Annotated in this window: 15 protein-coding genes; 7 read left to right on the top strand and 8 right to left on the bottom strand. The window is 53.9% G+C overall.

Going from position 1 to position 18,227, the window contains the following annotated elements:
• Positions 1-116: 116 nt before the first annotated feature.
• The gene (tsaD, locus tag IMQ48_RS16945; RefSeq protein ID WP_196209957.1) at positions 117-1,130 is read left to right on the top strand and encodes a tRNA (adenosine(37)-N6)-threonylcarbamoyltransferase complex transferase subunit TsaD; all 1,014 of its coding nucleotides are present in this window, start codon (positions 117-119) and stop codon (positions 1,128-1,130) included.
• Between the two features lie 117 nt (positions 1,131-1,247).
• Here tsaD and IMQ48_RS16940 read toward each other — a convergent pair whose 3' ends face one another.
• Genes IMQ48_RS16940 through ttdA form a run of 3 tightly spaced genes read right to left on the bottom strand, consistent with a single transcriptional unit; the run spans position 1,248 to position 4,273 of the window.
• Positions 1,248-2,711 carry an anion permease gene (locus tag IMQ48_RS16940; RefSeq protein WP_196209956.1) on the bottom strand — a complete coding sequence of 488 codons (1,464 nt, stop codon included), beginning with the start codon at positions 2,709-2,711 and terminating at the stop codon, positions 1,248-1,250.
• Between the two features lie 48 nt (positions 2,712-2,759).
• Entirely contained in the window at positions 2,760-3,365 is a 606-nt protein-coding gene (gene ttdB / locus IMQ48_RS16935; protein ID WP_115454410.1) for a L(+)-tartrate dehydratase subunit beta, read from the bottom strand.
• Positions 3,362-4,273: a L(+)-tartrate dehydratase subunit alpha gene (gene ttdA / locus IMQ48_RS16930; protein ID WP_196209981.1), complete on the bottom strand. Its 912-nt coding sequence runs from the start codon at positions 4,271-4,273 to the stop codon at positions 3,362-3,364. The genes ttdB and ttdA overlap by 4 nt, the downstream gene beginning before the upstream one ends.
• Before the next feature lie 210 nt (positions 4,274-4,483).
• Between ttdA and IMQ48_RS16925 the strand changes: the two genes are divergently transcribed.
• Positions 4,484-5,416, top strand: coding sequence for a LysR family transcriptional regulator (locus IMQ48_RS16925; protein WP_196209955.1), 933 nt, complete (start codon positions 4,484-4,486; stop codon positions 5,414-5,416).
• A 40-nt stretch (positions 5,417-5,456) separates the two neighbouring features.
• Here the strand turns inward: IMQ48_RS16925 and plsY are convergent, their stop codons facing one another.
• Entirely contained in the window at positions 5,457-6,074 is a 618-nt protein-coding gene (plsY, locus tag IMQ48_RS16920) for a glycerol-3-phosphate 1-O-acyltransferase PlsY (RefSeq protein ID WP_196209954.1), read from the bottom strand.
• Positions 6,075-6,180: 106 nt separating this feature from the next.
• Between plsY and folB the strand changes: the two genes are divergently transcribed.
• Both folB and bacA read left to right on the top strand, forming a co-directional pair.
• Positions 6,181-6,549, top strand: a complete 369-nt coding sequence (gene folB, locus IMQ48_RS16915) for a bifunctional dihydroneopterin aldolase/7,8-dihydroneopterin epimerase (RefSeq protein WP_196209953.1) — start codon at positions 6,181-6,183, stop codon at positions 6,547-6,549.
• Between the two features lie 85 nt (positions 6,550-6,634).
• Complete coding sequence (gene bacA / locus IMQ48_RS16910) at positions 6,635-7,453, top strand: undecaprenyl-diphosphate phosphatase (protein ID WP_196209952.1); 819 nt, start codon at positions 6,635-6,637, stop codon at positions 7,451-7,453.
• A 98-nt stretch (positions 7,454-7,551) separates the two neighbouring features.
• On the opposite strand, the gene IMQ48_RS16905 is transcribed toward bacA, so the two are convergent.
• Positions 7,552-8,787: a multifunctional CCA addition/repair protein gene (locus IMQ48_RS16905; RefSeq protein ID WP_196209951.1), complete on the bottom strand. Its 1,236-nt coding sequence runs from the start codon at positions 8,785-8,787 to the stop codon at positions 7,552-7,554.
• 62 nt (positions 8,788-8,849) lie between these two features.
• Positions 8,850-9,470: a TIGR04211 family SH3 domain-containing protein gene (locus IMQ48_RS16900; protein ID WP_196209950.1), complete on the bottom strand. Its 621-nt coding sequence runs from the start codon at positions 9,468-9,470 to the stop codon at positions 8,850-8,852.
• A gap of 241 nt (positions 9,471-9,711) precedes the next feature.
• Between IMQ48_RS16900 and IMQ48_RS16895 the strand changes: the two genes are divergently transcribed.
• The 3 genes from IMQ48_RS16895 (at position 9,712) to hldE (ending at position 15,476) form a co-directional block, all read left to right on the top strand.
• A complete protein-coding gene (locus tag IMQ48_RS16895; protein ID WP_196209949.1) occupies positions 9,712-11,013 on the top strand; it encodes an inorganic triphosphatase in 1,302 nt (433 codons plus the stop codon).
• Positions 11,014-11,139: 126 nt separating this feature from the next.
• Positions 11,140-13,992 (top strand): bifunctional [glutamate--ammonia ligase]-adenylyl-L-tyrosine phosphorylase/[glutamate--ammonia-ligase] adenylyltransferase, encoded by a 2,853-nt coding sequence (gene glnE, locus IMQ48_RS16890; protein ID WP_196209948.1) that lies wholly within the window; start codon positions 11,140-11,142, stop codon positions 13,990-13,992.
• Positions 13,993-14,039: 47 nt separating this feature from the next.
• The gene (hldE, locus tag IMQ48_RS16885; RefSeq protein ID WP_196209947.1) at positions 14,040-15,476 is read left to right on the top strand and encodes a bifunctional D-glycero-beta-D-manno-heptose-7-phosphate kinase/D-glycero-beta-D-manno-heptose 1-phosphate adenylyltransferase HldE; all 1,437 of its coding nucleotides are present in this window, start codon (positions 14,040-14,042) and stop codon (positions 15,474-15,476) included.
• Positions 15,477-15,529: 53 nt separating this feature from the next.
• Here hldE and IMQ48_RS16880 read toward each other — a convergent pair whose 3' ends face one another.
• The gene (locus IMQ48_RS16880; protein ID WP_196209946.1) at positions 15,530-17,194 is read right to left on the bottom strand and encodes a flotillin family protein; all 1,665 of its coding nucleotides are present in this window, start codon (positions 17,192-17,194) and stop codon (positions 15,530-15,532) included.
• A 23-nt stretch (positions 17,195-17,217) separates the two neighbouring features.
• The gene (locus IMQ48_RS16875) at positions 17,218-17,847 is read right to left on the bottom strand and encodes an OB-fold-containig protein (RefSeq protein WP_196209945.1); all 630 of its coding nucleotides are present in this window, start codon (positions 17,845-17,847) and stop codon (positions 17,218-17,220) included.
• Positions 17,848-18,227 lie beyond the last annotated feature (380 nt).

The raw sequence follows: 18,227 nt of genomic DNA, 5'->3' as shown, positions 1-18,227 counted from the left end.
GGGACTTTTATAAGGAAAGGGAGTATACACGAGGCTTCTTCCTTGGGCGAACAAAGTTTTACATCAACCCGCATTCGACCTACACTGCGCGGTATTAGAGCGAGGTAAAACAAGTCATGCGTGTACTGGGAATTGAAACATCCTGCGATGAAACCGGCATCGCCATTTACGACGATGAAAAAGGTCTTTTAGCCAACCAACTGTATAGTCAGGTGAAATTACACGCTGATTACGGTGGAGTTGTGCCTGAACTGGCTTCGCGCGATCACGTGCGTAAAACCGTACCGTTGATTCAGGCGGCGCTGATTGAAGCAGGATTAACGGCAAAAGAAATTGATGCGGTGGCCTATACCGCAGGACCGGGTCTGGTCGGTGCGTTGCTGGTGGGGGCGACCGTAGGGCGTTCTCTGGCGTTCGCCTGGGACGTTCCGGCTATTCCTGTACACCATATGGAAGGCCATTTGCTGGCACCGATGCTGGAAGATAATCCGCCGGAATATCCGTTTGTGGCGTTGTTGGTTTCTGGCGGACACACGCAGCTGATTAGCGTCACTGGTATTGGCCGATATGAACTGCTGGGCGAATCGATTGACGATGCCGCCGGTGAAGCGTTTGATAAAACGGCCAAACTGCTGGGGCTGGATTATCCAGGTGGTCCGATGCTGTCTAAGCTGGCGTCTCAGGGCGTGGAAAAGCGTTTTGTCTTCCCGCGCCCGATGACCGATCGCCCAGGGCTGGATTTCAGCTTCTCTGGCCTGAAAACGTTCGCTGCAAATACCATCCGTAATAACGAAAACGACGATCAGACCCGTGCGGATATCGCCCGTGCATTTGAAGATGCGGTGGTCGATACACTGATGATCAAGTGCAAACGCGCGCTGGATCAAACCGGCTTTAAGCGTCTGGTGATGGCGGGAGGCGTGAGCGCTAACCGTACCTTGCGGGCGAAGTTGGCGGAGATGATGCAAAAGCGCCGTGGCGAAGTGTTCTATGCTCGCCCGGAATTTTGTACCGACAACGGGGCGATGATTGCCTACGCGGGCATGGTGCGTTTTAAAGCCGGAGCGACGGCAGATCTTGGCGTCACCGTACGTCCACGCTGGCCGCTGGCGGAGCTACCAGCGGCGTAAGCGCACCGGGAAAGCGGTCTGATGAGATGCGCAGGGAAAAGGGGCGACCTATGTATGAACCGGTCAGATCTGTAACCCATGTGACCGGTTCATACAGCTACGCCGCCCCGACGGGATTTACAGTAAAACCAGAGGCATCCACAGCAGGCCGGTTATCACCAGCAGGACGAGGAATATCAGGCCGAAGATGGCGCCCAGTCGCCAGTAATCGGCCGTCGGCAGGTAGCCGCTGCCGTAGTAGATCGGGCTTGGCCCGGTAGCATATGGGGTCAGAATGCTGCCCAGACCAATGGCGGCACCGACCATCAGGCAGAATACCGGCAGAGGGATTTCCGGCATCGCCAGCGCGGCAGCAATCATCATTGGCGCGAGAGCAGAGGTATAGGCTGTGGCGCTGGCAAAGAAATAGCGCAACAGATAGAACACTACGATCAACGCCACCATCACCATCATCGGTGAGTAGCCGCTAAGCCCGTTTGCCAGCAGTTTGCCGAACCAGGAGATAAAGCCGGTATTGTTCAGCCCGGTGGCAAGGGTAATCAGCGAAGCCAGCCAGAAAAAGACGTTCCACGCCGCTTTATTACTGACAATGTCATCCCAGCAGATAATGCGCAGTACCAGCATTAATGCCACCACGCTGTAGCCGACCATTGCGGCATCAATATAGTCACCGCCAAAGATCCACAGCACCAGCGCACCCACCATCAGTACCAGCATCTTTTTCTCACGTGCGCAGAGTGGCCCCATCGCCTTCAGCTCGGTTTCCGCCCAGCGCGGGACCTGATCGCCGGATTTCAGCACCGGTGGGTACAGTACGTAGGCCAGCCAGGGCACGATCAACACCAGCAAAATGCTCAGCGGCAGCATGCCTAAGAACCAGTCACCCCAGCTTAACGCTGTATGGGAAGCGCCTTTCATCAGGCCGATCAGCAGCAGGTTTGGCGCCATCGCCGTTAAAAAAATAGCGCTGGTGACGCAATCGGCGACGATCCCCATCCACATAATGTAAGAGCCAATGGAGCGGGCGCTGGGATCGTTGGGCTGTGAGTGATATAGCGGCGGCAGGTTACGAATGATCGGGTAGATAATGCCTGCGCCGCGCGCGGAGTTAGATGGTGTCACGGGGGCGAGGATCAGCTCAGAGAACATCACCGCATAGCCGAGAAACAGCGTGCGATGCCCCATCTTCTTCACCAGCATCAGCGCGATACGCCGACCCAGCCCGGTCTTCTCATAACCGGTGCCGAACATAAAGGCGGCGAAAATCAGCCAGATAACCGAGTTAGAAAACCCCGACACTGCCCACGACAGCGATTTGGCGGTAAATTTAAACCCGTCCTGGGTGAGTTGCTCAGGGCTGAACAGCAGCCATGGCGACAGTACGGCAATAATAGAAATACCAATCATCGCCACTACCGCACCGGGTACAGGTTCCAGAATTAGCCCGACGATGACCCCGGTAAAGACGGCAAAATAGAGCCAGGTATGGCTCTCAAGACCGCCAGGTACGGGCAAAACAGCAATAATGGCGATGACCACCAGCGGAGCCAGGTATCGCCACCAACCAGCTAAAGGTGCCATTGTTGTATCCCTGCGAAAGGGGGAGAGGTATGCGCCTCTCCGGGAGGGTTATTTGATGTAGTGCACGTGCTCGCAAATTTCTTCCACGATAGGATCGCGGCGTTCAGCGAACAGTTTTTTGTTTTCGGCGATCAGGTTGTTGCCATGGGTGTCGATGGAAACAATCAGCGGGCCGAACTCTTTAACCCGGCATACCCACAGGGATTCCGGCATGCCCAATTCCGTCCAGTGCACTTCTTCAATTTCTTCAACCTGCGTGGCGGCAACAACCGCGCAGCCAGCCGGGAAGATCACGTGCAGTGCTTTGAATTGCTTACACCCTTCTTCGGTCAACGGGCCCATGCCGCCTTTGCCGACCACCAGTTTGACGCCGGTTTGCTCGATGAATTCTTTCTCAAAGGCTTCCATACGCATGCTGGTGGTTGGGCCGACGGAGACCATCTCCCATTTTTCCCCGTTCTTACGCACGATTGGGCCGGCGTGAAAAATGGCTTTACCGTTCAGATCGTACGGGATCGGGCGTTTGAGTTCGATCAACCGGCGGTGGCATACGTCGCGGCAAGTCACCAGCGTACCGGTCAGGTAAATGACATCGCCGACGCGAATGTCTGCCAGATCTTCGGCTTTGATCGGGGTTGTCAGGATCTTTTTCATAACGCGCTCCGGGTGTGAGACAGATTTTCGAAGGAGAGATCGGCATGAACCCGCAGCGTGCCGCGACGGTGCGCCCAGCAGCCGGTAGAAACGGCCACGCCGATAGTCGACGGGTGGCGCGCGGCAGATTCAATATGTACGCCCATCACCGAGCTATTGCCGGTTAACCCTTGTGGACCAATGCCCAGACGGTTTAGTCCCTCTTCGAGGCGCAATTCCAGTTCAGCAGCTTTTGGGTTCGGATGGCGTGAGCCAATTGGGCGCAGTACGGCTTTGCGTGACAGCACGGCGGCGGTTTCAACGGAAGTCGCAATACCTACGCCGACCAGCACTGGCGGACAGGCGTTTACCGCCAGTGTGGAGATGTTCTCAAAAACAAATTTCACGACGCCTTCGTAGCCTTCGGAAGGCATTAACACTTTAGAGCGCCCCGGCAGCGTACAACCGCCGCCCGCCATATAGACTTCAATTTCTGCATCGTCAGCGTCGGGGATGATGTCCCAGGTGACCCATGGCACACCGGTACCGGTATTTTTGCCGGTGTTCACCTCGTCAAAAATCTCTACCGCATTGTGGCGCAGTGGCGCTTTCACGGTGGCGTCTTCAACGGCCTGCTTCAGGATGCTTTGCAGCTCGCCCAGCAGCGGAAAACGGGAACCGACCTTCACAAAGAACATGATTTCACCGGTGTCCTGACACGCCGGGCGATTCAGGTCGATCGCCTTCTGCATGTTGTCAAACATGGTGTGGTAGATAATTTTACCCATCGGCGAGGTTTCGCCTTCGCGTAGCTGTTTTAATTTATCCACTACATCGTCAGGCATACGGGTAGAAATCATGGCGGTAAAATCTGCGACAATGTTAGTCAGCGTATTTATCGCATGTTGGTTATTTTTATGGCTCATTATGTCAACTCCAGTTCTTTTATTTATCTGGAAATAAATTCTCCGGAACAAACTACCACTAAAAATGTGGTTTTATATTTTTTAGCGCTGTGAATAACCAATTAACAGTTCGTGAATGATGGCCAGATAATGTAATAAAAATTGCGCCAAGGCAGGGTTTAATACGCCTGAGGGAATTACACTGCGGCTTACACCCTCACGGATATCATGACCATGCTAAACACCTATCCCCTGGCGAAAGACCTGCAGGTGCTGGTTGAAATTGTTCATAGCGGTAGCTTTAGTGCGGCGGCAGCGACCCTTGGGCAGACGCCTGCGTTTGTGACAAAACGCATTCAGATCCTGGAGTCTACGCTGGGGACCACGCTGCTTAACCGCTCCGCACGCGGCGTGGTGTTAACGGAAAGCGGTCAGCGGTGCTATGAACATGCGCAGGAGATCCTCGCCCGCTACCAGCATCTGGTCGATGACGTCACGCAAATCAAAACGCGTCCGGAAGGGATGATCCGTATTGGCTGTAGTTTTGGGTTTGGCCGAAGTTATATCGCCCCAGCGATTACCGAATTGATGCATAGCTATCCTGAATTACAGGTGCATTTTGAACTGTACGATCGGCAAATTGACTTAGCACAAGATAATATCGATCTGGATATTCGTATTAATGATGAAATCCCCGATTATTATATTGCGCATTTGTTAACGAAAAATAAAAGAATATTGTGTGCAGCGCCATCATATTTAAAAAAATATGGTGGACCCAAGACGTTACAGGAATTAAGTCGCCATGATTGCCTGGTCACAAAAGAACGCGATATGACGCATGGGGTTTGGGAACTTGATAATGGGCAGGAGAAAAAATCGGTTAAGGTGGCGGGGCATCTTTCTTCTAACAGCGGCGAGATTGTGTTGCAGTGGGCGTTACAGGGAAAAGGGATCATGCTGCGTTCTGAGTGGGACGTGCAGCCGTTTCTACTCAGCGGTGAACTGGTACGCGTACTGCCGGAGTATGCACAGAGCGCCAATATCTGGGCGGTGTATCAGGAGCCGTTGTATCGCAGCGTAAAGCTACGGGTGTGTGTGGAGTTCCTGGCAACGTGGTGCCAGCAGCGGTTGGGCAAGCCGGTTGACGGGTATCAGATCCTGTAAGCCGGATAAGATACCGTCGCGTCATCATCCGGCAGTACCGTCACTCGGGATCTTTCTCGCGTTTTTTCTTCAGCTTGGTCCAGATCTTTGGCTCTTGTCGACGCCACAGACGCTGGATATTGTCATGATGGCGCAGCAGAATTAAGCACGACAGCATGGATACCGGGAAGGTGAACTGGGGTTTGAACCACCAGACATAGAACGGGGCTATCAGGGCGCTGACGATGGCTCCTAACGAGGAGTAACCGCTCAGCAAGACGGTCAGCAGCCAGGTGCCCGCCATGACGCCGGTTAAATCCCAGCCTATCGGCGCAATGGCGCCAAAGGCGGTGGCGACGCCTTTCCCACCTTTAAAACCGAAGAACACCGGCCAGATGTGTCCCAGGCAGGCGGCGATAGCAATCAACCCCAACCAGAAAGGACTAACGCCTAGCGCGTATGCACCCCACACGGGTAACATACCCTTCAGGACGTCAAAAATCAGCACGGCGACGGCGGCTCCCTTGCCACCGATTCGCAATACGTTTGTCGCGCCCGGATTTCCAGAACCGCTGTCACGTGGGTCCGGCAATCCAGCGAGGCGGCATACCAGAATGGCACTGGAAATTGAGCCGCAGAGGTACGCGAAGAGAATCATTCCAGGCGCGATTGCACTCATAAGCTGTTCCGTTTTGAAAATGTCGTGTAAAACACTACTTCCGTGGATAATACGCATATTTCGCCGGAAGTGGTATCCGGGTTAGCCAAAAAGCAGGCAGGTCGTGATGGATATTGTATTTATAGAGCAACTTTCGGTAATCACCACTATCGGTGTTTACGACTGGGAACAGACTATCGAACAAAAACTGGTGTTCGATATCGAAATGGCATGGGATAACCGCAAATCAGCGAAAAGCGACGATGTCGCCGATTGCCTGAGCTATGCTGATATCGCGCAAACGGTGGTCAGCCATGTGGAAGGCGGGCGTTTTGCGCTGGTTGAACGCGTGGCGGAAGAGGTGGCAGACCTCCTGCTTAGCCGTTTTAATTCCCCATGGGTACGCATCAAGCTCAGCAAGCCGGGGGCGGTGGCGCGGGCGGCAAACGTCGGTGTTATCATTGAACGTGGCAATAATCTGAAAGAAAATAATTAAATTAATAATATCTAAACCAAACGGGTATAAAAGAGTCCTAACGTTGGCTCTTTTTTGCCGTGGTTTTCTATCTAGGGGTTAATTGATGAGTGATATGCACTCGCTGCTGGTGGCGGCAATTTTGGGTGTGGTCGAGGGATTGACGGAGTTTTTACCTGTATCCAGCACCGGCCATATGATTATTGTTGGCCACCTGCTGGGTTTTGAAGGCGATACCGCAAAGACATTTGAAGTGGTTATTCAACTGGGTTCCATTTTGGCTGTCGTGGTGATGTTCTGGCGCCGCTTGTTTGGCCTGATTGGCATTCACTTTGGTAAAGCCCCACATGAAGGGACCGGCAAGGGACGGCTGACGCTGGGGCATATCCTGTTAGGGATGATCCCGGCGGTAGTACTGGGCCTGATTTTCCACGACACCATCAAATCACTGTTTAACCCGATCAACGTGATGTACGCGCTGGTGGTGGGGGGCGTGCTACTGATAGCCGCAGAATGCCTGAAGCCGAAAGAGCCGCGCGCGCCGGGTCTGGATGATATGACTTATCGCCAGGCGTTTATGATTGGCTGCTTTCAGTGCCTGGCGTTGTGGCCGGGTTTTTCCCGCTCTGGAGCGACCATTTCAGGCGGTATGCTGATGGGCGTGAGCCGCTATGCTGCATCGGAATTCTCATTCCTGCTGGCGGTACCAATGATGATGGGTGCCACGGCGTTAGATCTCTACAAAAGCTGGTCGTTCCTGAGCGCATCAGACATTCCAATGTTTGCTGTGGGCTTCGTGACGGCATTTGTAGTGGCGCTGGTGGCGATCAAAACCTTCCTGCAACTGATTAAACGTATCTCGTTTATTCCATTTGCGATTTATCGTTTTGTGGTCGCCGCTGCCGTTTACGTGGTGTTCTTCTGACTTTAATGTGCCCGGTGGCGCTTATGCTTACCGGGCCTACGCAACGAGATGTTGACCCCGTAGGCCGGATAAGCGCAGCGCATCCGGTAACGTGCTGCCTACGCTTTTGGGCAGCGCTGTTCCTTCCAGCAGGCCACCGCCGCAATGCGACGTCGGGTCAGCTCCTCGCGAATGTCCGGCCCTTTAAATCCTGCCTCCACGACATCTTTCGTTGGCACTTTCTGCGCGACCTGCCAGGCTTCCCGCAGCAGTCTACCCTGCGGGTAATCAACTGCTTCAAAACCGGTGCGACCTCGTACGTCGGCCTCGCTGGTTAGGGCAATTTGTTCCACACGTTGCGGTTTGCGCCAGGCGTCGATGGAATCAAACAGCTTCACGATAGTTTTCGGCTGCAGGATCGGGAAGGTGTGGATGAGATCGTGGAACTCCGCCACCAGTTTGGCTAAATCGCGAATGTCATTGGGGACGCGTAGGCGCTGGCATAACTGTTCTACCAGTTTGACGCCCGCCGGGCCGTGACCATGATGGCGCGGCCACAGTGCTTTTGGCGTCAGAGCCTTACCTACGTCGTGACACAGCGTGGCGAAGCGTACGTCAACGTTTGGGCTCAACATAGCAGCCATCGACAGCGTCATCAGCGTGTGAATACCGGTGTCGATTTCCGGATGCCACTGGGCCGGCGCCGGGACGCCAAACAGAGCGTCTATTTCCGGGAACAGAACGTGCAGTGCACCACAGTCGCGCAGGACCTGGAAAAAGACCTGCGGATTACGGGTGGTTAACGCATTTTCCGTTTCTTTCCATACTCGTTCCGGCGTCAGATGTTCCAGTTCTCCGGCGGCAGTCATCTCGCGCATTAAGGCCAGGGTTTCATCGGCGATGCGAAAGCTGAGGTGCGCATAGCGCGCGGCAAAGCGCGCCACGCGCAGTACGCGCAGCGGATCTTCGCTAAAAGCTGGGGAAACATGGCGCAGTAGACGATTTTCCAGATCGCGACGCCCGTGATACGGGTCGATAATCTCGCCGTCATCATCGCGGGCCAGCGCGTTGATCGTCAGGTCGCGGCGCTGAAGATCGGCTTCCAGCGTTACATCTGCTGCGGCATAGCAGGTAAATCCGGTGTAGCCTGAGCCCGATTTTCGTTCGGTACGCGCCAGCGCATACTCTTCGCGCGTTTGCGGATGAAGAAAAACAGGAAAATCGCGGCCTACCTGCTGGTAGCCCGCGTCGAGCATCTCTTGCGGCGTGGCGCCGACGACAACCCAATCTTTATCTTTAACCGGTAGCCCTAATAACGCATCCCGAACAGCTCCACCGACCAGATAAATCTTCACGCCACTTTCCTTTTGAAAAAAATCATCCCTTAATCATATGTCAGTGTGGCGGAGAAGGCGATTCAGTTCATCCAGCGATCTTTGCGTTTACGGGTTGGGATCATGTGCGGCAGAACCAGACCGAGCAACAGACCCAGTCCCAGTACGCCGCCGCCATACATAAACCACTGCATGATGATGGTGCGCTGCTTGTCATCAAGCTGCAAATTCGCGGCACTGACCTTTTTCTGCGCCACAATCAGCTCGTTTTTTAGCTTCTGGTTCTCTTCTTTCAACCCATTGATCACACTGTCGCTTTGCGCCACTTTTTGCTGCATATCGGCGGTGCGTTGATTCCATGTGGTATCAATGTTATTGAGCTTATCGGTCAGCGTTTTAACCTGGTTCTCCAGGTCTGGAACGCGGGTACGCAGGCTTGGCGTGCTGTTCAGCTCTTTCAGCGGGATCCAGGCCGTACGTCCGGTACTGTCTTTTACCTGGGCGTAGTTGGTGCTGGCATCGGTCTGCAACAGAATGACTTCCTCGCCGGCATTAACCGTACCCACGAGGCGATAATTATCTCCCGGACCGCTGCGGACCCAGGTGTTCAGTTCATCAGAGACATAGCGCTTTTCTTCGGCATGGGAGACGGCAGTGGCGCTAAGTGCAAGTAAAGTTAATCCAATCAGGCGTAATTTTGGCATCAGGCTGTCGTTATTGTCATAGAAAGTGGAACGATAGTAGTGGCATCAGTGTCTCTACGCAAAGCATTCGACATCAATCGGAATCATCTGTGTCCTTTTTGCCACAACTCTAAACTTTTACGCCCGTCAAATTGCACGTTGCATGGCAATTTGGCGCAAAATACTATCTACTGACAATCAAGAACGAACTTAGTTCGCAGTCTGTTTTCTTAACTGTGACATAACCCATAAGTACAAGATCATGACTCAGGAAATCGAATTAAAATTTATCGTCAATAATGATGCCGTTGATGAATTACGCGAACGTCTGAATGCGCTGGGGGGAGAGCATCATGCACCCAGCCAGTTGCTGAATATTTACTACGAAACACCGGATGGATGGTTGCGTAGCCATGATATGGGGTTGCGTATTCGCGGCGAGAACGGCCGTTATGAAATGACCCTGAAAATTGCCGGTCGGGTGACGGGCGGTTTGCATCAGCGACCAGAGTATAACGTTGCGCTGAGCGCGCCTGAACTGGATCTTGCGCTGCTTCCAGCCGAAGTCTGGCCGAATGGTGAACTGCCAGCCGATCTCGCCTCTCAGCTACAACCGCTGTTTAGCACTGATTTTAACCGCGAGAAATGGCTGCTCGAGGTTGACGGCAGCCAGATTGAAATCGCCCTCGATCTCGGTGAAGTGAAAGCTGGAGAGTTCGCTGAACCTATCTGTGAGCTCGAACTGGAACTGCTAAGCGGTGATACCCGTGCGGTACTGAAGCTGGCACATCAGCTGGTTGCCCATGAGGGGTTACGCCAGGGCAGCCTGAGTAAGGCGGCACGGGGTTATCATCTTGCGCTGGGGAATGCCCCACGCGAGCTGAAGCCGACGAGTATTCTGCACGTTCCGGCGAAGGCCAGCATTGAGCAGGGGCTGGAAGCCGCGCTGGAACTGGCATTATCGCAATGGCAATACCATGAGGAGTTATGGGTTCGTGGTGTTAAAGGCGCAAAAGCAGAAGTGCTGGCGGCGATGGGCCTGGTGCGCCATATCCTGATGCTGTTTGGCGGTAATGTTCCACGTAAAGCGAGTGCTCACTTACGTGATTTGCTGACCCAGTCAGAAGCGACCATTGCTGCTGAAGTTTCTGCGGTGTCTGCGGTTTACAATCCGCAAACGGCGATGGCAAAACTGGCGCTCACCGAGTGGCTGGTGACTAAAGGATGGCAACCGTTCCTTGATGCGAAAGCGCAGGCCAAAATTGCCGACTCCTTTAAGCGTTTCTCTGATACCCATCTTTCACGCCATGCGGCTGAACTGAAAACGGTTTTTGGTCAGCCGTTGGGCGATCAGTATGCCGATCAGATCCCGCGTCTGACGCGCAACATTGACAGCATTTTGATGCTGGCGGGCTATTACGATGAGAAGGTTGCATCGGAATGGATTGCGACCTGGCAGGGCTTACGTCATGCCATCATGACACGCCAACATATTGAAATTGAACACTATCGTAATGAGGCCATCTCTGAGGAGCCGTTCTGGCTGCACAGTGGTAAGCGATAATCAGGACCGAGATCAGGATGCCTGATGGCGCTACGTTTATCAGGCCTACGCGATGGGCGTAAATATCTTGTAGGCCGGATAAGGCGAAACGCTGCTATCCGGCATCATTTAAAGGATAACCCTTAAATGCAGCAGCTCTCTTCACCGTTACAGCAGTACTGGCCGACCGTTGTTGAGCGGCTGCCAGTGGCAATACCTGAAGTGTCACTTAGTCTGCAAGCGAAGTCAGTGCTCACATTCAGTGATTTTGTTCGCGACAGTGTTATTGCCCATCCTGAGTGGTTGGCGGAGCTGGAAAGCGCACCGCCGCTGGCGGATGAATGGCAGCACTATGGTACCTGGCTGCAGCAAGCATTGGCTGACGTCTGTGATGAAGCGGCATTGATGCGTGAGCTGCGCCTGTTTCGCCGTCGCATCATGGTGCGAATTGCCTGGGCACAGACGCTATCGCTGGTGACGGAAGAGAGTATTTTGCAGCAATTAAGCCATCTGGCTGAAACGCTGATTATCGCCGCACGTGACTGGTTGTATGACGCCTGCTGTCGTGAGTGTGGAACGCCGTGCAACCCTGACGGCGTTCCACAGCCGCTGCTGATTTTAGGAATGGGTAAACTGGGCGGCGGCGAGCTTAACTTTTCCTCCGACATCGACCTGATTTTTGCCTGGCCGGAACACGGTACGACGCAGGGCGGACGGCGTGAGCTGGATAATGCACAGTTCTTTACCCGTATGGGCCAACGGCTGATCAAAGTGTTGGATCAGCCGACAATGGATGGATTTGTCTATCGGGTGGATATGCGTTTACGCCCGTTTGGTGATAGCGGCCCGCTGGTGCTGAGCTTCTCGGCGCTGGAGGATTACTACCAGGAACAAGGGCGCGATTGGGAACGCTACGCGATGGTTAAGGCGCGTATTATGGGGGACGCTGCCGGCACTTACGTCGCTGAACTGCGCGCCATGCTGCGGCCTTTTGTTTTTCGTCGTTATATCGATTTCAGCGTGATCCAGTCTCTGCGTAACATGAAAGGGATGATTGCCCGCGAAGTTCGCCGCCGTGGTCTGAAAGACAACATCAAGCTGGGGGCAGGCGGTATTCGTGAAGTTGAATTTATTGTCCAGGTTTTCCAGCTGATTCGCGGTGGGCGCGAGCCATCGCTGCAATCCCGTTCGTTGTTGCCGACGCTCAGTGCCATCAACGCACTGCATCTACTGTCTGATACCGATGCGGAGCATTTACGAAGCGCCTATCTCTTTTTACGTCGTCTGGAAAACCTGCTACAGAGCATCAATGATGAACAGACTCAGACGCTGCCGGGCGATGAGCTAAATCGCGCGCGTCTGGCATGGGCCATGGAGACGGATGACTGGTCACAGTTGACGGCTGTCCTGGACGTTCACATGGGCAACGTGCGTCGGGTGTTCAATGAATTAATCGGCGATGATGAAACCGAAACCCAGGAAGAGTCACTGTCGGAACAGTGGTGCGAACTGTGGCAGGACGCCTTGCAGGAAGATGACACCACGCCAGTGCTGGCGCATCTTGCGGATGACGATCAACGCCGCGTGCTGACCCTGATCGCGGATTTTCGCAAAGAGCTGGATAAGCGCACCATCGGCCCGCGTGGGCGCCAGGTACTGGATCATTTGATGCCGCACTTGCTGAGCGATGTCTGCTCCCGCTCTGATGCCTCGGTGCCACTGTCGCGCATTACCCCGCTGCTGGTGGGCATTGTCACCCGTACGACCTATCTGGAGCTGTTGAGCGAATTCCCCGGTGCGCTGAAGCACCTGATTTCGCTGTGCGCCGCTTCACCGATGGTCGCCAGCCAGCTGGCGCGCTATCCGCTGCTGCTGGATGAGTTGCTGGATCCGAACACCCTGTATCAGCCCACCGCGACTGATGCCTATCGTGATGAACTACGCCAGTATTTGCTGCGTGTGCCGGAAGATGACGAAGAACAGCAGCTGGAAGCGCTGCGCCAGTTCAAACAAACCCAGCTGCTGCGTATTGCGGCGGCTGATATAGCCGGGACGCTACCCGTGATGAAGGTGAGCGATCACTTAACCTGGCTGGCAGAGGCCATTATCGATGCCGTGGTTCAGCAGGCGTGGACGCAAATGGTCGCCCGCTACGGGCAGCCGACGCATCTTGGCGATCGTGAGGGCCGCGGCTTCGCCGTTGTCGGTTACGGTAAGCTGGGCGGTTGGGAGCTGGGCTACAGCTCCGATCTCGATTTGATCTTCCTGCACGATTGTCCGATGGACGTGATGACCGACGGCGAACGTGAAATTGACGGGCGGCAGTTTTATCTGCGCCTGTCCCAGCGCATCATGCATCTTTTCAGTACCCGTACGTCTTCCGGCATTTTGTATGAGGTGGATGCGCGGCTGCGCCCATCCGGTGCCGCAGGTATGCTGGTGACATCAACTGAAGCTTTCGCCGATTACCAACGCAACGAAGCCTGGACATGGGAGCATCAGGCGCTGGTGCGTGCTCGCGTGGTCTATGGCGACCCGCAGCTGACCTCTCAGTTTGACGCGGTGCGTCGCGATATCATGACGCTCGCCCGTGACGGAAAAACGTTGCAGACCGACGTGCGTGAAATGCGCGAGAAAATGCGCACTCATTTGGGTAATAAACATCGCGATCGCTTTGATATCAAAGCAGATGAAGGCGGGATCACCGACATTGAGTTTATTACACAATATCTGGTGTTGCGCTATGCCCATGAAAAACCGAAGCTAACGCGTTGGTCGGATAACGTGCGTATTCTGGAACTACTGGCGCAAAACGACATTATGGAAGAGCAGGAAGCCCTGGCGCTGACCCGCGCCTATACCACGCTGCGTGATGAACTTCATCATCTTGCTTTGCAGGAACTTCCGGGCCATGTGGCGCCGGAGTGCTTCAGCGCTGAGCGTGCGCTGGTGCGTGACAGCTGGCAGAAGTGGCTGGTTGCCGAGCGAAGTGTGCTATGATCGCGCGCAAATTTTAAGACCCTCAGAGAATCTCTCAGGAGACAGGAATGAAAGTAACGCTGCCAGAGTTTGAACGTGCAGGAGTCATGGTTGTCGGCGATGTGATGCTGGATCGCTACTGGTACGGGCCTACCAGCCGTATTTCACCAGAAGCCCCGGTCCCGGTAGTCAAAGTGGATACCATTGAAGAACGTCCCGGCGGCGCGGCAAACGTGGCGATGAACATTGCCTCTCTGGGCGCAAATTCCCGTCTGGTGGGGTTGACCGGTATTGATGATGCGGCACGCGCGCTGAGTAAAACGCTGGCGGACGTGAACGTGAAATGTGACTTCGTTTCGGTGCCGACGCACCCGACGATCACCAAACTGCGCGTACTCTCCCGCAACCAGCAGCTGATCCGCCTCGACTTCGAGGAAGGTTTCGAAGGCGTAGACCCGCAGCCGCTACACGATCGTATTAACCAGGCGCTGGGTTCTATTGGTGCTCTGGTACTGTCTGACTACGCCAAAGGCGCGCTGGCCAGCGTGCAGCAGATGATTTCACTGGCGCGAAAGGCTGGCGTCCCGGTGCTTATCGATCCGAAAGGCACTGATTTTGAACGCTATCGCGGTGCGACGCTGCTGACACCAAATTTGTCCGAGTTCGAAGCGGTTGCCGGTAAGTGCAAAAGCGAAGAAGAACTGGTTGAACGCGGTATGAAGGTGATTGCGGATTTTGACCTTTCCGCACTGCTGATCACCCGTTCCGAGCAGGGTATGACGTTACTGCAGCCGGGCAAAGCACCTCTGCACATGCCGACCCAGGCGCAGGAAGTGTATGACGTGACCGGTGCCGGTGATACGGTCATTGGCGTGCTGGCGGCAACACTTGCCGCGGGTAACTCACTGGAAGAAGCGTGCTATTTTGCTAACGCTGCGGCGGGCGTGGTGGTCGGTAAGCTGGGGACATCTACCGTTTCACCTATCGAACTGGAAAACGCCGTGCGCGGTCGCGCGGATACCGGCTTCGGTGTGATGACAGAAGCCGAGCTGAAACAAGCCGTGGCCAGCGCGCGCAAGCGCGGTGAGAAAGTGGTCATGACCAACGGCGTTTTCGACATCCTGCACGCGGGCCATGTCTCTTATCTGGCGAATGCGCGCAAGCTGGGCGATCGTCTGATCGTGGCGGTAAACAGTGACGCATCCACCAAACGTCTGAAAGGTGAAACGCGCCCGGTCAACCCGCTCGAACAGCGTATGATAGTCCTGGGTGCGCTGGAATCCGTCGACTGGGTGGTCTCTTTTGAAGAAGATACCCCACAGCGACTGATCGCAGGTGTCCTGCCGGATCTGCTGGTAAAAGGCGGTGACTACAAGCCGGAACAAATTGCGGGTAGTGAAGAGGTATGGGCGAACGGTGGTGAAGTGCTGGTGCTGAACTTCGAAGACGGTTGCTCAACGACCAATATCATCAAAAAGATCCAGAAAGACAGCGATAAGTCATAGCCTGATCGATTGCCGGATAGCGGTATAAACACCTTATCCGGCATGTCTATCTCTTATGCTTCCGTTTTTTCCACAGGCTGTGGGCTGTTTTTCAGCGGCTCAGCCAGGGCGTGAAGCGAACCGCCGGATAAACCAATCTCATTTAACAGCGAATCAATCAGCGGCGCCTGGGTACGATAGGCAAGAGCGGCGGATAACGCTTGCTCTGCCAGGTTCCCACCACTCACGCTGCCGGCTGCGACTTCACCCACTGCGCCACCGCGATTCAAGCCATCGACCTGAATGATTTTAATCCCGTCGATAGACTTCATTGGCTCCACGGATTTTTCAATAACCGCTGGCAGGGACTGCAACAGCGCCAGCTTGAACTTCAGACTGGTTTGTTCGTCAGAAAGTACGTTGATGGCATCGTTCAGCGCACGCTGGGCTTCGGCTTCCGCCAGGCCTTTTTTACGTGTGGCTTCGGCCAGCTCAACAATCGCCGCTGCCTGCAATTCGGCGGCTTCTTTTTCGGCTTTTGCCCGGACGGTCAGTTCAACAGCCTGGGTTTCTGCATCCTGTGCGGCGGCGATCAGCGCAACCTGTTTCGCACGATCTGCTTCTGCGGTCTGACGGGTGGTTTCTACGTTCTGCTGGGCACGAACGGCTTCAGCTAGTGCATCGTTAGCGCGCGCTTCGGCCTGAGACTGTTGTTCGGATTTGGCGGCAATGGCGATGGATTTGGTTTGATTCGCAATCTCCGTTACCTGCTGTTGTTCGATCTCTTTAATGCGAACTTCACGTTCGGCCTCGACTTTTCTCGAACGAACAGCCTGCTCGCGCTCGATCTCAGTTTCCTGAATTTGGCGTTCGGCAAGAATGCGTGTCTGCTCTGCTTCACGGTGACGTTCGGCCTCAAAAGCGGCGATTTTCGCGTTTTGCTCGGCGGTGCGGGTTTTCACCTGCTGTTCCTGCTCAAGCGTCATAAAGGCTTCCTGCTGTTCGATTTCCAGCTTGCGCGCCAGCGCATCACGATTCTTCTCGCGCACCGCAACTTCAACGTCTTGTTCAACTTCATTACGTTCGCGACGACGACGCTCGGTTTCCTGCGTCAGCTTCGTCAGACCTTCGGCGTCGAAGGCATTATTTGGGTTGAAATGGATTTTTTCCGTCTGGTTAAAGTTGGTCAACGAGACGCTTTCCAGTTCCAGACCGTTTTTGGACAGGTCTTCCGCGACGGTGTTCTGTACGCCCTGAACGAAGTTTTCACGGGTGTCCTGAAGCTCGTGCATGGTCATTTGTGATGCGGTGGCGCGCAGGGCATCGACAAATTTATCTTCGATCAGCACACGTAAATCTTCTGGTGACAATGTACGTTGCCCCAGCGTCTGAGCGGCAGTGGCAATACCTTCAAAGGAGGGTTTTACTCTGACAAAGAATGCGACAACGACGTCAACGCGCATACGGTCTTTGGTGATCAGGCTGTCGACGGTGGAACGGCTGACCTCAAGCTTGAGGGTATTCATGTTGATAGGAATGATTTCGTGGAAGATAGGCATGACAATCGCGCCGCCGCTCATCACCACTTTCTGCCCGCCAAGCCCGGTACGCACAAATGCCTGTTCAGCAGACGCACGGCGGTAAAGGCGAGCAAAGATAATGCCGATAATTAATAAGACGACCACCGCCACAATAGCGGTAAACATCCATGAAGGTAACATGCCAAAAACATCATCCATTGTGTTATTCCCTTAAAATAAAATTACAAAACATTCGGCCAGGGGTTTAGCTCCGCTAAATAACGCGTCGCGGAGAGTCGGCAGATAATTAGTACCTTGTCTCCCTTTTTGAATTCTTTGCCTGTTTCAGGTTCCAGCAGCAAATAGTGGGTTTGCCCGAACTTATCAGTAAACCGGCCTTCACAGGGGGTTCCGGTAACCGCGGAATGCCCAGTGATAATCGCCATGCTGCCTATATACTCATCTTCCGTGAGGGCTGTGGTCTCGTCGCGGGGCAACCAGGGGGCAATGATCTTCCCGCAGTAATGCACGGTAAAAATCGCAAGAAGTAAACACGCGGGGGCCAGCAATAAGTTACTGAGCGGTGTTTGCCATAACGTTACCCAGCCATGCTGGATGAGAATGCCGAAGAGTCCGAAGAAGCCAGCGAGTAAGCAAAGTACGATAAGAGAGGGAATACGTCCGATATTCAGATAGTGCAGCGCTTGCCCAATATTACCGGAGGTTAGGGAATCGTAGTGTTCGAGATGCGCATCAAGCGCGCCTGAAAGAAAATGACCAAAAATAAGAGAGACAATTTCCAGTAGGCCAACAAGTAAAACAAATGAAATAGCAAACAGGTAGGGATCGTTATATTCTGCAAATAAAATCAAGTCTCGTCCTCCTGTAACTGCGTTCCCTGATATACCCGTCATACTTTAAGCTGCATGCGTGTTGGCTGCGCTCGCCTATCCGAATCACTTACCAGAGTAAGCTCAATGGGACCTACTCCTTTGCCGCCTGCCTGCAACTTAAAAATTTTGGGGATAGTGTCGTAAGTGATGGTTTTACCTCTTACGTTTACATAACGTTACAATAGCACGGACACCTTCGATCCTTAAATCCGAAAAGAGACGTTTCCCCCTCTCAGATTTCGTAGGAAAGTGTGAAGCAGAGCGGTAAAGTTGCGCACATTATGTACAGAACAACTTCCTGTATAGGGAAATACTTAAATCAGAAAAAGCATATGGCCTTAACAGATATTCAATAACTG

Source organism: Citrobacter sp. Res13-Sevr-PEB04-36, assembly GCF_015672735.1.
Classification (GTDB): Bacteria; Pseudomonadota; Gammaproteobacteria; order Enterobacterales; family Enterobacteriaceae; genus Citrobacter.
The sequence above is the reverse complement of the archived record's forward strand: the minus strand, read 5'-3'. Positions and strand labels throughout refer to the sequence as shown.